The 17,592-nt window shown below is 59.4% G+C and carries 16 protein-coding genes; 6 read left to right on the top strand and 10 right to left on the bottom strand.

Annotated elements, in window-relative coordinates:
* Positions 1-20: 20 nt before the first annotated feature.
* Entirely contained in the window at positions 21-704 is a 684-nt protein-coding gene (locus tag ABEB25_RS11815) for an ABC transporter ATP-binding protein (protein ID WP_345736613.1), read from the bottom strand.
* Between the two features lie 185 nt (positions 705-889).
* Between ABEB25_RS11815 and ABEB25_RS11810 the strand changes: the two genes are divergently transcribed.
* Positions 890-2,218 (top strand): sodium:proton antiporter, encoded by a 1,329-nt coding sequence (locus tag ABEB25_RS11810; protein WP_345736612.1) that lies wholly within the window; start codon positions 890-892, stop codon positions 2,216-2,218.
* A 3-nt stretch (positions 2,219-2,221) separates the two neighbouring features.
* Here the strand turns inward: ABEB25_RS11810 and ABEB25_RS11805 are convergent, their stop codons facing one another.
* Positions 2,222-3,496 (bottom strand): MFS transporter, encoded by a 1,275-nt coding sequence (locus ABEB25_RS11805; RefSeq protein WP_345736611.1) that lies wholly within the window; start codon positions 3,494-3,496, stop codon positions 2,222-2,224.
* A 197-nt stretch (positions 3,497-3,693) separates the two neighbouring features.
* On the opposite strand from ABEB25_RS11805, the gene ABEB25_RS11800 reads away from it, so the two are divergent.
* Positions 3,694-5,055 carry an MFS transporter gene (locus ABEB25_RS11800; RefSeq protein ID WP_345736610.1) on the top strand — a complete coding sequence of 454 codons (1,362 nt, stop codon included), beginning with the start codon at positions 3,694-3,696 and terminating at the stop codon, positions 5,053-5,055.
* Here ABEB25_RS11800 and ABEB25_RS11795 read toward each other — a convergent pair.
* The 6 genes from ABEB25_RS11795 to ABEB25_RS11770 all read right to left on the bottom strand — a co-directional run bounded on the left by ABEB25_RS11795 (position 5,037) and on the right by ABEB25_RS11770 (position 9,029).
* Complete coding sequence (locus ABEB25_RS11795) at positions 5,037-5,816, bottom strand: sugar isomerase domain-containing protein (RefSeq protein WP_345736609.1); 780 nt, start codon at positions 5,814-5,816, stop codon at positions 5,037-5,039. The genes ABEB25_RS11800 and ABEB25_RS11795 overlap by 19 nt on opposite strands.
* Positions 5,817-5,900: 84 nt before the next feature.
* On the bottom strand, positions 5,901-6,353 hold the full coding sequence (locus ABEB25_RS11790) for a hypothetical protein (protein WP_345736608.1): 453 nt from the start codon (positions 6,351-6,353) through the stop codon (positions 5,901-5,903).
* The gene (locus ABEB25_RS11785; RefSeq protein ID WP_345736607.1) at positions 6,350-7,108 is read right to left on the bottom strand and encodes a hypothetical protein; all 759 of its coding nucleotides are present in this window, start codon (positions 7,106-7,108) and stop codon (positions 6,350-6,352) included. Before ABEB25_RS11785 ends, ABEB25_RS11790 begins: the two co-directional genes overlap by 4 nt.
* A gap of 38 nt (positions 7,109-7,146) precedes the next feature.
* Positions 7,147-7,908, bottom strand: a complete 762-nt coding sequence (locus ABEB25_RS11780; protein WP_345736606.1) for a hypothetical protein — start codon at positions 7,906-7,908, stop codon at positions 7,147-7,149.
* Between the two features lie 33 nt (positions 7,909-7,941).
* Positions 7,942-8,394, bottom strand: coding sequence for a DUF5069 domain-containing protein (locus ABEB25_RS11775; protein WP_345736605.1), 453 nt, complete (start codon positions 8,392-8,394; stop codon positions 7,942-7,944).
* A 56-nt stretch (positions 8,395-8,450) separates the two neighbouring features.
* Positions 8,451-9,029: a hypothetical protein gene (locus ABEB25_RS11770; protein WP_345736604.1), complete on the bottom strand. Its 579-nt coding sequence runs from the start codon at positions 9,027-9,029 to the stop codon at positions 8,451-8,453.
* Between the two features lie 112 nt (positions 9,030-9,141).
* Between ABEB25_RS11770 and ABEB25_RS11765 the strand changes: the two genes are divergently transcribed.
* From ABEB25_RS11765 to ABEB25_RS11750, 4 genes are all read left to right on the top strand, one after another.
* Positions 9,142-9,849: a DUF429 domain-containing protein gene (locus ABEB25_RS11765; protein ID WP_345736603.1), complete on the top strand. Its 708-nt coding sequence runs from the start codon at positions 9,142-9,144 to the stop codon at positions 9,847-9,849.
* A 52-nt stretch (positions 9,850-9,901) separates the two neighbouring features.
* Positions 9,902-12,709 (top strand): M16 family metallopeptidase, encoded by a 2,808-nt coding sequence (locus ABEB25_RS11760; RefSeq protein ID WP_345736602.1) that lies wholly within the window; start codon positions 9,902-9,904, stop codon positions 12,707-12,709.
* Between the two features lie 149 nt (positions 12,710-12,858).
* Entirely contained in the window at positions 12,859-13,821 is a 963-nt protein-coding gene (locus tag ABEB25_RS11755; RefSeq protein ID WP_345736719.1) for an AAA family ATPase, read from the top strand.
* 37 nt (positions 13,822-13,858) lie between these two features.
* Positions 13,859-15,163 (top strand): DUF58 domain-containing protein, encoded by a 1,305-nt coding sequence (locus tag ABEB25_RS11750; protein WP_345736601.1) that lies wholly within the window; start codon positions 13,859-13,861, stop codon positions 15,161-15,163.
* A gap of 39 nt (positions 15,164-15,202) precedes the next feature.
* Here ABEB25_RS11750 and ABEB25_RS11745 read toward each other — a convergent pair whose 3' ends face one another.
* Positions 15,203-15,562, bottom strand: coding sequence for a hypothetical protein (locus tag ABEB25_RS11745; RefSeq protein WP_345736600.1), 360 nt, complete (start codon positions 15,560-15,562; stop codon positions 15,203-15,205).
* 70 nt (positions 15,563-15,632) lie between these two features.
* Positions 15,633-17,210 (bottom strand): glucose-6-phosphate isomerase, encoded by a 1,578-nt coding sequence (locus ABEB25_RS11740; protein ID WP_345736599.1) that lies wholly within the window; start codon positions 17,208-17,210, stop codon positions 15,633-15,635.
* Between the last annotated feature and the right edge of the window lie 382 nt (positions 17,211-17,592).

Here is a 17,592-nt window from a genome sequence, read left to right as displayed (position 1 = left end):
GTCAGGAAAACGGGGGCTGATCAGCCTTCTTCAAGGATGCCTTGTTTGAGGATGAGACGGCGATCGCCACGTTTGGCCATCTGCTGATCGTGGGTCACCACGACGAGGGTCTTTTGGGATTCATTGACCACACTGATCAGCATGTCCATGACGCCTGTGCCCGTGCTGGCATCCAGGTTGCCCGTGGGTTCATCGGCGTAAAGAATGCCGGGGTCGTTGATCAGAGCACGGGCAATGGCCACACGCTGCTGCTCGCCCCCGGAAAGTTCGGTGGGCAGGTGGTCAATGCGGGGCGTGAGGCCGACGCGGTCCAGCAGTTCCCGGGCGCGGGCTTCGGCCCGCTTGCCACCGATCATGGAGGGGAGCAGGACGTTCTCCAACGCGGTGAGTTCTGGCAGCAGGAAGTAGTGCTGAAAGACGAAGCCCATGGTCTGGTTGCGCATCTTGGCACGGGCCTTGGCAGCACCATGGTAGAGCGACTGGCCATGGACGCGGACATCTCCCAAGGTGGGCTTTTCCAAGCCGCCCAGCACATAAAGCAGCGTGGTCTTCCCAGCACCCGACTGGCCGCAAAGAAAGACCTTTTCACCCGCAGCGACTTCCAGATTCACTCCTTGCAGTACGGGGAGCTGATGACCGCCCAGGGTGTAGGTGCGGTGGACATCGGTGGCGACCAAGGGGACGGCGCTGGCGGAGGCGTTCATGCGGGTGCTATTGGGGCATCCGATGGGCGGTTTGTCCACGTTTGATTCACGGATGGCGAGCAAAGGTTCTGGCGGAAATCACGGCGGTTGGGGGAATGGCCCCAAATAGTCACACTCAAGAATAGGCATGGTGCAGGAGGCATTCATCACTTGCCAAGCAGGGGGGCTGTTGTGCATATCCCGTCGTGACTTTCTTACTCGCTGCCGCTGCTCATACTGCTTCCCTGCCCCCGTATTGGACGGTGGCTCCCTTTGCCCTGCTGCTGCTTTGCATTGCACTGATGCCACTGTTTGCAGGTCATTTTTGGGAGCACCATTACCCCAAGGTAGCGGTGGGCCTGGGGCTAGTGACGGCCCTTTATTACGTGGCGGTGCAGCATGACTGGCATCCGCTACAGCATGCGGCGAATGAGTATGTCAGCTTCATGGCGCTGGTGGGATCGCTGTTTGTGATCTCCGGCGGCATCAATATCCGGGTGAAAGGCGAGGCCACCCCCTTCCGCAACACGGTGTTTTTGGCGATCGGTGCCGTGCTGGCGAATTTCATCGGCACCACGGGCGCCTCCATGCTGATGATCCGCCCCTGGATCAAAATGAACAAGTACCGCATCACGGGTTTTCACGTGGTGTTTTTCATCTTTGTGGTCAGCAATGTCGGCGGCTGCCTGACACCGATTGGCGATCCACCGCTGTTCCTGGGTTTCTTGCGTGGGGTGCCGTTCGGCTGGGTGCTGGAGCATTGCTGGAGCGGCTGGGGACTGGCCGTGGCGATGCTGCTGGCGGTCTTCTTTGCGGTGGATACGCTGAACTTCCGTCGGGCCCCCAAAGAAGTGCGCGACAAGGAAACGGGCGAGGAGCATTTTCACATCCGTGGTCTGCTGAACCTGGTGTTTCTGGGCGTGGTGCTGGGGGCCGTCTTCTTGCCGAAGAGCCTGCAAGAAACCGTCATTGGCGGGGTGCTCAGTGTACCTGCCATGGTGATGATCGCCGCAGCCGTCGCCTCCTATTTTGCCACCAAACCCGAGCTGCATGAGGCCAATGATTTCAATTTCGGCCCGGTGAAGGACGTGGGTTACCTTTTCGTGGGCATCTTCCTGACGATGATTCCGGCTTTGCAGATCCTGCAAAGCGGGGAGGCGGTGAAGATCACCACGCCCATTGGCTACTACTTTGCCACGGGCGCACTGTCCGCCTTCCTGGACAATGCACCGACTTACCTCAGCTTTCTCGCCGCAGCCATGGGCGCAGAGGGGCTTTCGGTGGACTCCCCCGCAGACGTGCTGGCCTTTGCCGGATCTCACCCTCACCTGCTGATGGCGATCTCCATGGGGGCGGTGTTCTTTGGCGCGGGAAGCTACATCGGCAACGGGCCGAATTTCATGGTCAAGGCCATCGCGGACAAGGCCAAGGTGCACACGCCGGATTTCTTGCGCTACATGTGGCAGTTCTCCATCCCGGTGTTGCTGCCCATTTTGGTCATCGTCGGCTTTTTGCTGCTGAAGGGCGGGCATTAAGAATCACAAGCGCGCACCGCCGTGCTCGCGAGGGCGGATGAGCAGGACAAGGAAGGCCGACACCACGCAGACGGCCGCGAAGACCCCAAAGATGACATTGAGGGCGACGCCTTTGTCCCTCATGAAACCAAAGCCCCAGTCAGCCACACCGCCGCACATCATGCTGACAAAGTTCATGATGCCATAGCCCGTCGCGCGGAGTTCTGGCCGGGCCACCTGGGAAAGGATGGGCATGTTGTTGCAATCAAAGAAGCCCCAGCCGACGCCGAAGAGGATGAGGGCCGCGACTGCCAGGGTGAAGGAACCGAGAGCCGGGGCATTGCCCACGCCAAAGAGGGCGGGAATGATGCAGAGCATGCCAATGGCACTGACATAGATGCGGCCACGCGGAGTCTTGCGCATCCAGCGATCCGCCAGCCAGCCGCCGAAGATGGCGGAGACAAGCGCGGCCCCCTGCCAATAGAGGGCGGCAGAGACGCCAGCCTTGCCCTGGCTGATGTTGAATTCCTTTTGCAGAATCGCTGGCATCCAGTCCCGCACCACCCAAGCGGCTAAAGCGGGCAGGGTGAAATAAAGCACGAGGAGGAGGAAGGAGGGATTGGTAAACAGCTCCGTGATGGCGGTGCCCACGGAGGGTTTTGCTACCGGGTTGGCGAGTTCCGCAGCCGAGCGCGGCGCATCCTTCAGCAAGAACAAAAGAGGGATGGCATACAGGATGCCCACCAGCCCCGTGATATCGAAAGCCCCGCGCCAGCCGAAGTCCGGCCAATCGGCGGCATACCCCGCAAAACCACCCACCATGACCCCGCAGTAGATGCCCATCTGGTGAACCCCTACGGCGCGCGAGCGAGTGGGACCGGTATGGAAATCAGCGATGAGGGCGAGGGCCGCTGGGATATAAAAGGCCTCGCTGATGCCCATAGCCGTGCGGGCCCAATACAGATCGTCAAAGCTGTTTACATGTCCGGTTAGGTAAGTGATGAGAGACCAGACAAAGAGGCTGCCGCAGATGGTGTACTTGCGGCTGAAACGATCCGCGATGTATCCACCGATGGGGCTGAAAATGGCATAGACCCATTTAAAGGAAGCCAGCATGTGGCCCCAGTTTTCCTCACTGCCAATGTCTTTAAGATCGCCCATCACCGAGACCTTCATCGAGGCGATCATCTGGCGGTCCAGGTAGTTCAGCAGGGCGACGGGAAAGAGCAGACCCACGATCAGCCAGGCGGTGCGCGAAACGGAAGAGGTACCGGAATCCAGCGGTTGGGAGGTGTTCATGGGGTTGAGAAGGCTGCCATTAATCACATCCAGCCCACCAGGCAAAGCCCAAAGGGATGCCAATGCTTGACCTGACGCTGCCTCTTTTTGCCCAACCTGCTCCTGCCTGACCAGAACGAACTGCCTGTTTTTTCTGGGAACGGGTGAAGGAAAAAGATTCCAGCGGACGCTTTGACCAGAGTATCAACAGCCACTCCATGATTCCCGAATCTCCCAGCCCGCAGGAAGCCGCCGTCTATCGCAAGGTGACCTGGAGGCTGATTCCCCTGCTCTTCAGCTGTTACATCCTGGCCTACATTGACCGAGTGAACGTGGGCTTTGCCAAGCTCTCCATGAAGACAGAGGCGTGGTTCACAGACGCTGTTTTTGCCACGGGCGCGGGCATCTTCTTCCTGGGGTACTTTTTCTTTGAGGTGCCGGGAAATGTCATCCTGCATCGCGTGGGCGCACGCATCTGGATCGCGCGCATCATGATCGGCTGGGGTTTTGTCTCCGGGGCGATGGCTTTCAGTTACAGCGAGACTTCGTTTTATGCACTGCGCTTTTTGTTAGGCGTGGCGGAGGCCGGGTTCTTTCCTGGCATCATTCTTTACCTCACCTACTGGTACCCGCGTCGCCGTCAGGCGCACATGGTGGCGCTGTTCATGACGGCCATCGCTGTCTCCGGGGTGATCGGCAGTCCCCTTTCCGGCTGGCTGCTGAAGATCACCGATGGCTGGCACGGCCTGCCTGCCTGGAAATGGCTTTTCATCCTGGAGGCCATCCCCACCGTACTGCTGGGCATCGCAGTACCGTTCCTTCTTTCAGATCGACCTGCCAAGGCCAAGTGGCTGACACCTCAGGAAAGGGATCTTCTTGAAAGCAACCTGGCTGCTGATGAGAAAGCCAAGGCCGCCGAGGGCCACGGCATCCAAGGACTGCTGGGTGCTTTCAAATCATCCAAGATCTGGATCTGCTGCGGCATCTATTTTGGGGCCATTGTCGGCCTTTATGGTACCTCCTTTTGGCTGCCACAGATCATCAAGGACACGCTGACTCAGGATGAATTTAAGGTGGGGCTGTATTCCATGATCCCCTGGGGCTGTGCCGCAATCGGCATGGTGTTGGTGGGGCGTCACAGCGACCGCACGGGCGAGCGCCGCTGGCACATCGGCCTGTCCTCCACGGTTGCTGCCATCGCCTTTTCCCTCAGCGGTCTTCCCGGCCTGCCTGCCCCGCTGGTACTGGCGATGATGGCCGTGGCCCTCACGGGGGTGATGAGCAGCATCTCGTGTTTCTGGACCCTGCCCACGGCCATGCTCTCCGGCACAGCCGCTGCGGTGGGCATCGCGGGCATCAACTCCATCGGCAATCTGGCGGGCTTTGTCGGACCCAAGCTGATTGACTGGCTGAAGACGCCGACGCCTAACTTCCTGCTGCCGAAAGGGCTGGTTCAATGGGCGCTGGAAAATGCAGGTCATCAACTGGCCATGAATGGCGTGGCCGCCTTCCTGGCCATGTCCGGCATCCTCGCCATCTTCTTCACCCGACCCATCAAGGCTCAGGCCCCGAGACCTTGATAGTAGGGGGCAATGCGGCGCGCATGCTCGTCATAAGCCGCCTCGAAAATTTCTGTGGCTTTCTGGGCTCCGACCAGCACCCCGGCCGTCAGCACCTTCGGTGGTTGGCCAGCCTGGGTGAGGCGCTGTGCGATCTCCGCCTTTACGGCATTGACGATGAGACAGCCGCCAATCGTACTGCCGGGAGCGACGGGTGTTTCCAGGCCTTCGATCTTCACCATGGCATCGCCAATCGGTGCCCCCGTATCCAAAATGATGTCGGCAAAGTCTTGCAGCTTTTTGCCTGCCGGGTGGCGGCTGGTGCTGGCCTCGGCGTGGTCTTTGGAAATGAGCGCCACCACCTTGACCCCGCGTCGCTGAAACTCCTCCGCCATCTCCACAGGCACCACATTGCAACCGCTGGAGGAAACGACGAGCGCGCTATCGCCTGCCTTCAGATCAAAGTTGCGCAGGATGCGACTGGCCAGGCCGGAGACGTTCTCCAGAAACATCGCCTGTCGCTGGCCATTGGCCCCGACGACCAGATTGTGGAAGGTGAGGCTGAGCTCGACAATGGGATTGAAGCCCGGAAAGGAGCCATAACGCGGCCACATTTCCTCCACCAAAATGCGGCTGTGGCCCGAGCCGAAGACATGCACCATCTGCCCGGCCAGGATTGTCTGGGCAAACAGGTCCGCCGTCTGCTGGATCGCAGGAAGCTGGGCACGGACGCGGTCAAGCAAGGCCGCAGAGCAGTCGAGAAAGGATTCGGCAGGAGTCATCCCGCATCGTGAATCAGAAAGGCCTCGCCCGCCTCCGAAAAGTCGTTTTGTCACGGTTCAGGGAGCGGGATGAGCAAGGGATGCTCAGCGAGGTGCCGGAGTTTGCTTTGCCCGATCATGAATGAACTGATGGATGCGAGGCGTCAAAATCCAGCGGCGTTTGTCATCTCCTGGCCCTTCCCTCGAATGGCGGTAAACGACTGTGCATAGATCATCTTTATAATTGAAGATTGCTCCGTCGGCGGACGGTTCTTTGTTCTTCTCATAGATCTCGTAGGGGTTCACATTCCAGGCGATGGAATAGTATTTCCGGATGAATCGAGTGGTATGAACGGGCAGCAGAAGGTCCTTATAATAGGGCTGAAGATCGTCCCAGGAAGAGGGCCAGCGGCCTTCATGCTTCTTCATGTATTTCACGATCGCTGGCTCCAGAGCCGTATTACCGTACCCCAAATATAGCCCATCCAAGTTGGCTTTGATGTAGTAGCCAAGGAACCCAAAAATGATGACCGTAGTCAAAAGACGTTTAATCTTCATGGTGCCGAGGATGTGCCGGGGTTTTCGACCTCAATGTCGAGAATTTTAATCACTGAAGTCGGATCATCCTTGAATCTGAGATAGCTAGGCAAATGCAGCAGACCGTTCTTCTCCTCAAGCTTAACAACCTCAACCGAGGCATCATTGCGACCAAGTATAATGGTGTTGCCTGGCCAACTGCGCCCCCGTTCCCAAGGTGGTGGCAATCTGCGGTCCGAAAACCATGATTTGGAAGAACTTGGCGTTTCTGTATAGGGCAACCACTTGGGCGGCCAGATCGCTTCAAATGCATTCTCCATGACCAAAAGAGAGTTGCTGGCAGAGGTGTTGTCCGAGCCCGCCATCATCATCCAATGGTTTTCGCCTGGCGTGAGCGCCTGCTTAAAGTCTGGAGCTTCCCCCAACTTTTTGTCAGCGATGAATGCTGAACGAGGACAACTGAAAATGGTTTCGTCGAGGGTAAATTCATCTACCACCACTGCCCGGATCAAATCACGAAAAGCCACGTTGGAAGTCATTTTGGAGGGATCCTTCCCGAAGTCAGGATAATGCCCCTCATGCTCGCTGGCGTAAAACAGCAAGAGTCCAATGATCTGGCGGGCATTGCTGCTGCCTTTCATTTGCAAAGCCTTGACCGTGGTGAGGCCATAGGTCGGAACAAAGTTAGAGGCGATAAGAGCAAGGACCACCAGCACCACACTCCATTGCAGGCAACCCCATCCCCCCTTGGGCTTCTCCGGTTCATTCTCGCTCATGCTTAATCATGCTCGAAATCATCCGAGCGAGACAAGAACTATTGTCGTATTTCAGGCACCTCGACGTCGAGAATTTTCAACGTTGGCAGCGGCTCCTTGCCTTCAGGTTTGAGGATGGTGGCGGGCAGATGAAGCTGATTGTTTTTTCGTTCCAGTATCACAGTCCGAACAGATGCATCGCAAAAGCCGATGATGATGGTATCGCCTTGCCAACTGCGTCCGCGAGGTGGCAGGATGCCCCGGATTATGGAGACCAGCCAGGATAGCTTGGACGACGAAGGCAACCAATGTGGAGGCCAGGAGGCTTCAATAGAGTTTTCCATGACCAGTGGATAATGGGCGGGACTCAGATTGTTTAAACCAGCGATCATCATCCAATGGTTTTCGCCAGGAGTCAGTGCCTCTGCATAATCAGGTGGCATGCCAATCTGCTGATCTGGATTAAAGCGGGATTCTGGGCAGCCAAAGATCATTTCGCTGGAGACGAACTCAGTCTCGTCGGCGGCAGTGGATCCAAGCAAGCCTTCTTTGAAGAAACTCCGGAAGGCTTCATTGGAAGTGAATTTTGCCAGATCTTTTCCATGATCGGGGAAATAGCCGTTGTACTCGCTCGCGTAAGTCAGCAACAACCCCAGAATGTCCCGTGGACTGTTAGCAGCCCTCATCTGATCACGCTTCACCCAGAGGTTGCATCCAACAGAAATGACGAAGCAGGCCAGCAAACCGAGGACGACAAGCACCACACTCCATTGCAGCCATCCCCATCTCCTCTTGGGTTTCTCCGGTTCGTTCTCGTTCATAACTAATTCTGGTAACCGACACCCACCCCAGCCCTACTTCCATGCCGCACGCCATTGATCCGACGTCCAGCGGCCTTCGTCCATTTCGATGAGGTCGAAATCGGTGATGATGCGACCGTCATCGGGGAAGCCGTATTGGCGGATCATCTCGGGGATGAACTCGTCGGTTTCATCATCGTGCCAGCCGCGCTTGCTCATGAAGCTGTTGAAAATGAGCACCTGCTCGTCATTGAGGGCGCGTCCGTTTGCGTAGCACCAGTCCAGGGTTTCCTCATCGGTCTTGCCCGCGAGAACCTGGGCGCGCAAATCGTCATAAGAGACCTCCATGTAACGGACCGTGCGGCCATCGAAACCTTGGCCCAGAAGCTCGTGATATTCTGCCGGAAGCTGGCCTGCGGCATGCAGCCGGATCTTGGAACAGAGCCGGGCAAAGTAGAACAGGCCACGGGTCTTGTCGTAACAGCTTTTGATGCCTTCAATTTTCATGGGGGGGGAGGAATGCAGAATGGAACAAAAGCAGGAGAACATCCCCTGCCCGGCTTTTACAGCAAACAGGAACCGACCTGGTTCACAAAACGCTCGATCTCCTTGTCGTGTTCAGCGAGGTCGCTTTCCTTGGTGGTGATGCGGATCTTGATGAACTTGCCTTTGCGAACCATGAGGAAGGTATCGGAGATGCGTTTGCCCAGGTAGATGACTTCGGAGCCGCCGATCTGGCGCAGGCTGTGGCGGGACCACAGAAATTTGAGGCCGGAGGGTTTGGTCACCTTTTCGCCCTGCTTCAATTCTTTGACGCCTTCATACTTGCCCATCTCCTCCATGGTGTGCAGGCCGCTGGCGACAGAGGCCATCTCCGCCTTCACCTCGGGGGAGGCGATGCCATCCTTCATGTTAGGCTGGCCGTTGTCATAGACGTAGATGTCGGCCTTGAGCAGCTTGTCATTTTCGTACCGCAAGCTGTAGCCCAGCTCTTTTTCTGGATAGTCCGTGCGCTCAAGAAACTCTAAGTTGCCGATGATTTGGCTGAAGTTGAATTCATCTGTCGCCACACTCTGGGCCATGGCTAGGCTGGTGATCCAGGCCAGCAGAAGAGGCAGAAAAAAGGAACGCGTGGATTTCATAAGATAAGCCATGCCACCATGAAAGCCTTACCGGAGTCAATGCTTTTCAAGGACTCATCACAGCTCAGAAAAACCGTCGCCCAAAACACGCGGGACGTAGCTTTAACCATTCATGCCCGCCTCCCAAGCCAAGACTCACACCCTCCATTCACCACGCACCGCCGGGGTGGATGTGGGCGGTGTCAAAAAAGGCTTCCACGCAGTCTTGCTGGAAGGGCTGGAGATAGTCGCCACCCTTCAGTCCACAAACGCCGAGGAAGTAGCAGCCTGGTGCCGAGAACAAGGAGCCATGGCCGTGGGTGTGGATGCTCCCTGTTGCTGGCGAGCCCCTGGAGGCAGCGCACGTGCGGCGGAACGACAACTGATGCGGGAAGGCATCTACTGCTTTTCCACACCCACGGAAGAAGACGCCCGCAATCACCCGCGAGGTTACTATGAATGGATGCTTCAAGGCATGGCCCTGCATCACGCTTTGAGACAAGATTTTGCGATCCTCAGTGATGAGAAACCGTTGAAAAATCCAGTCTGCTTCGAAACCTTCCCCCAGGCTGTGGCCTGTGTGCTGGCAGGTCGGGTGGTGAAGGCCGGAGATAAAAGAACGGTCCGGCGGGCTCTGCTCGAGGAGGTAGGCATCCAGACCTCTTCACTCCGCAGCATGGATCTTCTGGATGCAGCCCTGTGCGCATTCACCGCCCGGCAAGTCATCAAAGGCCGTTTCCGCATCGTGGGAGACTCTCTCAGTGGCTGCATGATCCTGCCCGTAAACCCTGATTTCACTCAGAGGCAGGCAAACCCGGAGATGAGTTTGGCCCAAAAGTGACTTTTTCTCGACAGGTCCGGCTCCCGCTGCGTTCTTACAGGGAACAACCATCATGATCCTTCGTCTTACCTGTGCCCTGTTCCTCCTCTGTTTCTCTGCGACCGCCCAGTGGCCGCAAGATACCAGCGACCTGAAAGCCGATCCGAAAGCGACGTTTGGCAGCCTGAAAAACGGGCTACGCTATGTCATCCTGCCGAATGTGGAGCCCCCAGGGCGTGCCAGCATCCGCATCTACATGGACGTGGGATCTCTGATGGAAGAGGACGACCAGCAGGGCATGGCGCACTACCTGGAGCACATGGCCTTCAATGGTAGCCGCCATTTCCCCGGCGGTGAGATGGTGGAGTACTTCCAGCGTCTGGGCATGGGCTTCGGTGCTGATACCAATGCGCACACCTCCTTCAAGGAAACAGTGTACATGCTGGAACTGCCCAAGGTGGAAACCAAGATGCTGGGCGAAGGCATGCAGCTTTTCCGCGATTACCTCGATGGCATGAGCCTGGGTGAAAAGGAGATCGACAAGGAACGCGGCATCATTTTGAGCGAGAAGCTGAGCCGAGACTCGATTGACTACCGCACGATGCTGGAAGGCTACAAGTTTGCCCTGCCAGATTCCTTGCTACCGAATCGCCTGCCCATTGGCACCGAAGAGACGATCAAGACGATGCAGAAGGCGCGTTTCGTCGAATTCTACAACAAGTGGTACACCCCTGAGCGCGCCGTGATCGTGGCCGTGGGTGACTTCAAGGACGTGGAAGCCGTGAAGGCCGAGATCGAGAAAAACTTTGCCGATGCCAAAGCCAAGTCTCCCAATCCGGCAGACCCTAGCCTGGGCAAAATCAGCACCGGTCGCGGGCTCATCGCCAAGCTGCACACCGAAATGGAAGCCAAGGCCGTGGACATCTCCGTGGAGATGCTGCGCCCCGCCAAAAACAAACCCGACACCGCCGCCAGCCGCCGCGAAAAAATGGTGCGCGATCTGGCCGATGAAATGATCAACCAGCGCCTGTCCAAGCTGGCCAAGGCCGAGGGTGCCCCCTTCCTCAGCGGAGAGTCCTACAGTTACGAGTATCTGGAGTTTGTCGAAGTGATCGGCATCATGGGCCAGTGCGCGCCAGACCAGTGGAAGGCAGCTTTGACCCTTCTGGAAACCGAGATCCGCCGCGCTGTGCAGCATGGTTTCACCGAAGCCGAATTCGAAGAGGCCAAGGCCTCCCTGCTGAAGACGGTGGAACTACGCGCCGCCCAGGCCGACTCCCGCAAGTCACGAGATCTGGCCAGCGGTGTCGTGAGCATCCTCGCTTCCAAGAAAGTCTTCACCCATCCGTCGGATGATCTCGCCCGTGTGAAGGAGGCCCTCGCCAGCCTAAAAAAAGAGGAGTGCCACACCGCCCTCGCCGAGACCTGGAAGGGCGACGATGTCCAAATCTTTGTCGGAGGCAACCTGAAGCTGGAAGGCGATTCCGCCGAGCAGATCAAGACCGTGTATCGCGACAGCCAGAGCAAGCCCGTGGAAGCTCCGAAGCAGGAGGAAACCGCCGCCTTTGCCTACACCAGCTTCGGCACACCGGGCAAGGTCGTCCAAGAGTCCATCGTGAAGGAGCTCGAGCTCACTCAGGCCACCTTTGAAAACAACGTGCGCGTGAACATCAAACCCACGCCTTTTGAAAAGGGCACCGTCCGCGTGACCATCAACTTTGGCGGCGGCAAGCTCAGCACTCCGGCAGACCAACAGGGCATCATCCCCTTTGCCCAGAGCACCTTCATCATGGGCGGTCTCAAGGAACACAGCGTGGATGACATCCGCCGCATCTTCGCCAGCAAAAGTGTCGGCACCGATTTTGCGGTCGGCGATGAAGCCTTCATGCTCAGCGGACGCACCACCCCGGGCGATCTCGATGCCCAGTTGCAGCTCCTCACCGCTTACATGACGGCCCCCGGCTATCGTGAAGAGGCCGCACGTCAGTTCCAAAAGAACCTGGAGCCGATGTATGTCCAGCTTCAGCACACGGCTGAAGGCATCATGGCAGACAAAGTCGTGGCCTACATCCACAGCGACGATCCACGCTTTGGCTTCCCGCCGATCACCACCATGCAGAAGCGCAATCTGGCCGAGCTGGAAGCCTGGTTGAAGAAGCCCCTCACCGAAGACTACGTGGAAGTTTCCATCGTGGGCGATGTGGAGCCCAAAGCCGTTCTGGAATCCCTCGCCAAGACCCTGGGTGCGCTGCCAAAACGTGCCGACAAACCGAAGTATGAAAAAGAGCGTGTCGTCCCCTTCCCTCAGGGCCCCGTCACCAAGGACATCGCCTTTGATACCGAGATCCCCAAAGCCATCGCAGCCCTGTATTGGCCCACTAGCGACATGCTGGACATCCAGCGCACCCGCCGCCTGACCCTCCTCGGTTCCGTCTTGGATGACCGCCTCCGCATCAAGGTGCGTGAGGAACTGGGCGAAACCTACAGCCCCGCCTGCTACCACGTCGCCAGCGACACCTTCACCGGTTACGGCTACATGACCGCCATGATCGAGTGCAAGCCCGAGCAGGCCGCGCCCATCACCGAACTGGTGGTGAAAATCGCCGCCGAAGTCGCTGCCGGCCCCATCAGCGACGATGAGTTCGAGCGCGCCCAAAAGCCCCTCATGACCCAGCTTGAGCAGATGCGCCGCGACAACCGTTACTGGTCGCAAAACGTCGTGCGCAACTGCCAGGAGCATCCTGAGCGGATCGAGTGGGCGAAGAACCTGCTCAGCGACTTCGAAGGCATCAAAAAAGAAGAGATCCAGGCTCTCGCCAAAGAGTTCCTTCAGGCGAATCGTGCCGTGGCCGTGAAAGTGCTTCCCAAGGAGAAGAAGTGATGCCTAGTTCCCCTAGGTCTCCTTCTTTCCGCCCCTGATCCTGCGCCGCACACGCCATGAATGACTTTGCCCCGGACTCTGCCTACGCACCGCCACCTCAGTTCCCCGTTTCCGAATCACCCGCATTGCCTCCTGAGTTCCCGCCCGCGATGCCCGAAGCCTCGCGCACACCGGAACTCCTGAAGCAGATCCGCCTCGCGGTGGAGCAGGTCTTTGTCGGCCAGACGGAGGTCATTCATCAGGTTCTGGCGGCGCTTTTGGCCGGTGGCCACGTGCTGCTGGAGGGCAAACCCGGCCTGGGCAAAACCCACCTCGTCCTCGCCCTCTCACGCACCTTTGGGGCCACCTTCCGCCGCATCCAGTTCACCCCGGACATGATGCCCTCGGACGTCACCGGGCACACCCTTTATGATCTCGGCAGCCAGAGCTTCCGCGTGCGTTTCGGGCCCGTCTTCACCCAGTTGCTCCTGGCCGATGAAATCAACCGCGCCCCCGCAAAGACGCAGTCCGCCCTCCTCGAAGTCATGCAGGAGGCCCAGGTGACCATCGATGGCGAAACTCACGCGCTCACCCCGCCATTCATGACTTTCGCCACGCAAAACCCCATCGAGCAGGAAGGCACCTACCCCCTGCCCGAGGCCCAGCTTGACCGCTTTCTCGTCAAGGTGCTCATCGACTACCCCAGTGCCCAGCAGGAGGCCACCATCGTCAAATCCGTATCCTCAGCCGCCGCTGGCCGTGGCCTGTCCGCAGAGCAAGTCCAGCCCGTCTGCACCATTGAGGACATCCTCCACGCCCAGGCAGAAACCGCCGCCGTCGAGGCCGTCGAGGCCGTCGTCACCTACGCGGTGAATCTCACCCGCGCCACCCGCAGCCACGGGGCCATCGCCCTCGGTGCCGGCACCCGTGGGGCCATCAGCCTTGTGCGTGTGGCCAAAGCATACGCCCTGATGGAAGGCCGCCGCTACATCACCCCGGGCGATGTCAAACGCGCCGCCCTCCCCGTCCTACGCCATCGCGTCGCCCTGACACCCGAAGTCGCCATCTCCGGCCAGACCGTTGATCAGGTCCTCGATGCCGTGATCCGCAGCGTGGAAGCCCCCCGCGCGTGAGTGCCCCTCCGCAGCAGGCTGGGAAACCACCTTCCTCATGCGCCCCTCCCTCCTCACCCTCCGCCTCGTGGCTGCATGGACCGTGCTCGGTCTCGCCGCCTCCATCTGGCCGGTGATGCAGCCCGTCTGGGTCGGCGCGGGCATCCTGTTTATCATTATCGCCCTGGCAGATCTCCTCAGCCTGCCGCGCAAACAGCGCCTGTCTGTGCAGCGCAGCCTGCCAGGCCGCTTCGCCCTCGGTGTCAAGTCCCCCATCACCCTCACCCTGCGCCATTCCCTGGGCCGCCCCCTCACCGTCCAGGTGCATGACGGCCTGCCTCCCCAGGCCCTCGCCGAAGGCCTCCCCTGGCAGGGCACCCTGCCTGCCCTGGAGCATGTGGACCTCGTTTACGATGCCCACTTCACCAGGCGCGGACTCCACACCTTCAGCCCCGCCCACCTTTTAATACACTCCCGGTTAGGCCTCTGGCGCAGGCTCTACCGCACCGGCCCCGCTAGCGAGACCCGCTGCTACCCGAACTACGAGCCCGTCGTCCGCTTTGCCCTCCTCGCCACCGCCAACCGCGAAGAGCAGATGGGCATCGTCAAACGCCGCCGCAGCGGCGCCACGCTGGATTTCCACCAGCTCCGCGAATACCAGGACGGCGATGTCCTCTCCCGCGTGGACTGGAAGGCCACCTCCCGCCGCCAGGTCCTCGTCAGCCGCGAGTATGAGGAACAGCGCAACCAGAGCATCATCCTCGTCCCCGACTGCGGCCGCCGCATGCGCGCCATGGATGGCGAGCTCACCCAGTTCGATCACTGCCTCAATGCCATGCTCCTCATCGCCTACATCGCCCTCCGTCAGGGGGATGAAGTCGGCGTCACCGGCTTCGGCGGCAGCCAGCGCTGGCTCAAGCCCGTCAAGGGCGCACCCGCCATGCCCACCCTGCTGAATCATCTCTACGATTACGAGACCACCACGGAGCCCAGCGACTTCATCGAGGCTGCCGAGCGCGTCATGGCCCTGCAAAAACGCCGCGCCCTCATCCTCCTCCTCACCAATCTCCGCACCGAGGACACCACCCACCTCACCAAAGCCGTCGCCCTCCTGCAAAAGCGCCACCTCGTCCTCGTCGCCACCCTCCGCGAGGCCGAAATGGAGGCCCGCCTGCACCAGCCCATCGCCAGCCTCCAGGAGGCCCTCTCCTACGGCGCCCAGTGCCACTACCAGCAGCAACGCGCCCACCTCCTCGATTCCCTGCGGGCAAACCGCATCGTCACCGTGGATGAGACCGCGCAAAATCTCCCCATCGCGCTGGCCAATCGTTACCTCGATCTCAAGGCCGCAGGCCGAATCTGAAGCGCCTCCCTCACCCGGATTGCCTGGAAGTCCTCAACCTCAGTTCCCCGTGCGGATCAGCGTCTGCGACTTGCCCTGGATCCTCTCCACCTCGCTCATCTGTAGGCGCTCCTCCACCGTCGTTTTCTCGCTCTTCTGGCGGTCATGGTAAGAGGCCCCCCAGAGGAAAAAACCCACATCCGCCACCAGGAAAAACATCGAAATCAGAATCCCGTACTTCTTCAGGTTCTCATCGATCACCTTGTTCCGGTTCACCGAAAAATCCTCCGCCCGGCAAAACTTCGACTGATACAGCCGCCGCCACTGCCGCGGCTCCCGCGAAACCACAAATGACCACACAAACAGCGCCGTCAGGACGATGCAGATGATTTGGTAAATGAGAGGAAAGCGCTCGTCCATGGACGGGGGGGAGTTTTTTGGACTCCCCTCCGTTACCGCCACTGCCGAAAAAAGGCAATAAAGGATATCTTTACACCGCCAGGAATCGGTCCTCCGCAGGGCTCCCGCCCTCCGCCAGCTTCGCCTTGCCATTCGCAGCCAGATGGCTCGCCATGTGCCACGCATCCTCCGCATCGATGCCCAGCGGCCCCGCGATCTCATCCGCCGTCGCCCCTGCGCCTGCCGCAGGCAGCGCCGCCAGCACTTGGCCCATCTGCTTCAGGAAATCCGTCGCCGCCTTCTTGCCCGCCTCCACACCCGGCTGGTGGTAGGCATTCACGTTGATCAGCGTCGCATAGAAACCGACCGCCCGCTCGAACAGGCCCACCAGCATCCCCAGGCTAAAGGCATTCACCTCGCTGATGGTCAGCGTGATGGACTCACGCCCTTTCTCAGCCAGCGCCGTCCGCGTACCGCGCAGGAAACCCTGCAAGTAGTCCCCGCTCGTGTAGCCCGGCTCCACTTCAAATCCGGCCGTATCCCGCGACTTAGAGACCTGGATGAAGACCGCAAAGAAATTGTTCACCCCATCGCGGAGCTGCTGCACATACGCATGCTGGTCGGTCGATCCCTTGTTGCCATAGACCGCGATCCCCTGGTTCACCACCTTGCCATCCAGGTCATGCTCCTTGCCCAGAGACTCCATCAGGAGCTGCTGCAGGTATTTGCTGAAAAGCACCAGCCGGTCCTTGTAAGGCAGCACCACCATGTCCTTCGCGCCCTTGCCCTTGCCCGCGCTGTACCACATCAGGGCCAGCAGCATCGCCGCGTTCTCACGGGTCGGGCGATTGCGCGTCTCCGCATCCATCGCCGCCGCCCCCGCCAGGAACTGGCGCACATCCACCCCCTGCAGCGCCGCTGCGATGGTGCCCACCGCACTCATCACGCTCGTCCGCCCGCCCACCCAGTCCCACATCGGGAAACGGGCCAGCCAACCCTGCGCGATCGCATACTTGTCCAGTTCACTGCCCACGCCCGTCACCGCCACCACATGCTTGGTGAAGTCCACCCCCTGCGCCTGGTACGCCGCCTGCGCCTCCAGCATCCCGTTACGCGTCTCCTTCGTGCCACCGGATTTCGAAATCACCAGCGTCAGCGTCGTCGCGATCTCCGCGCCGATCTGCGCCGCGATCCGGTCCATCCCGTCCGGGTCCGTGTTGTCAAAAAAATCAATCGCCATCGGCGGCGTCGCTGGGGTGATCGCCTGCGCCACAAGCTGCGGTCCCAGGGCCGAACCGCCGATGCCCACGATCAGCGCCCGGGTAAACTTCTTCCCGTTCGCCGCCAAAATCTTGCCCGCATGCACATCCGCCGCGAACTGCAGCGTCGCTTCTAGGGTCGCGTCAATCTCCGCCTTCAGCTCCGCCGTCGGTGCCAGGTCCGAATTGCGCAGCCAGTAGTGCCCCACCATGCGCCCCTCATCCGGATTCGCGATCGCACCGCCCTCCAGCGCCTTCATGTCCGCATACGCCTTCTCAATGGAAGCCGCCTGCGAATCAAACAACCCCTCCTCAAAAGCCATGCGGCTGATATCAATCGAAAAACCGATCTGCGGGTAACGGACGAAGAATTTTTGAAAACGATCCCAGTGACTGCTTGTGGTGCTCATGCGTGACCTAAGGAGCATCTCCCCCGCCAGCGCGCAACTGTCATGTGCCAGCCCGGGCTATGAATTCCCTGCATGCGATGGATGAATGGGAAAAGTACTCATTACTCTCCGAGGCATGCCCACCCGACTCCGCAGCCCTCACCCTTCCCTCATCCAATACAAAGCCCCGCAAACGGAGCCCGAGCACCCTAATCGCCTAGCTCTCCCAGCGGACCGTAGTCCATTCCGCCCTTCTCGCTCCTCCGTCCTTCAATCTAGCCGGAATCCGCCGCATCTCGCCTGCCCATTCCCCAGGCAGCCGCTTTGATAGGAAACGAAGCAGACCTCTCTTCCAAAAATATCCTTCTCCGTCCTATAAAATCCAGTTGGATTCATTTCCTGA

Origin of the sequence: Prosthecobacter algae, assembly GCF_039542385.1 — a bacterium.
In the GTDB taxonomy this organism is placed as follows: domain Bacteria; phylum Verrucomicrobiota; class Verrucomicrobiia; order Verrucomicrobiales; family Verrucomicrobiaceae; genus Prosthecobacter; species Prosthecobacter algae.
The sequence above is the reverse complement of the archived record's forward strand: the minus strand, read 5'-3'. Positions and strand labels throughout refer to the sequence as shown.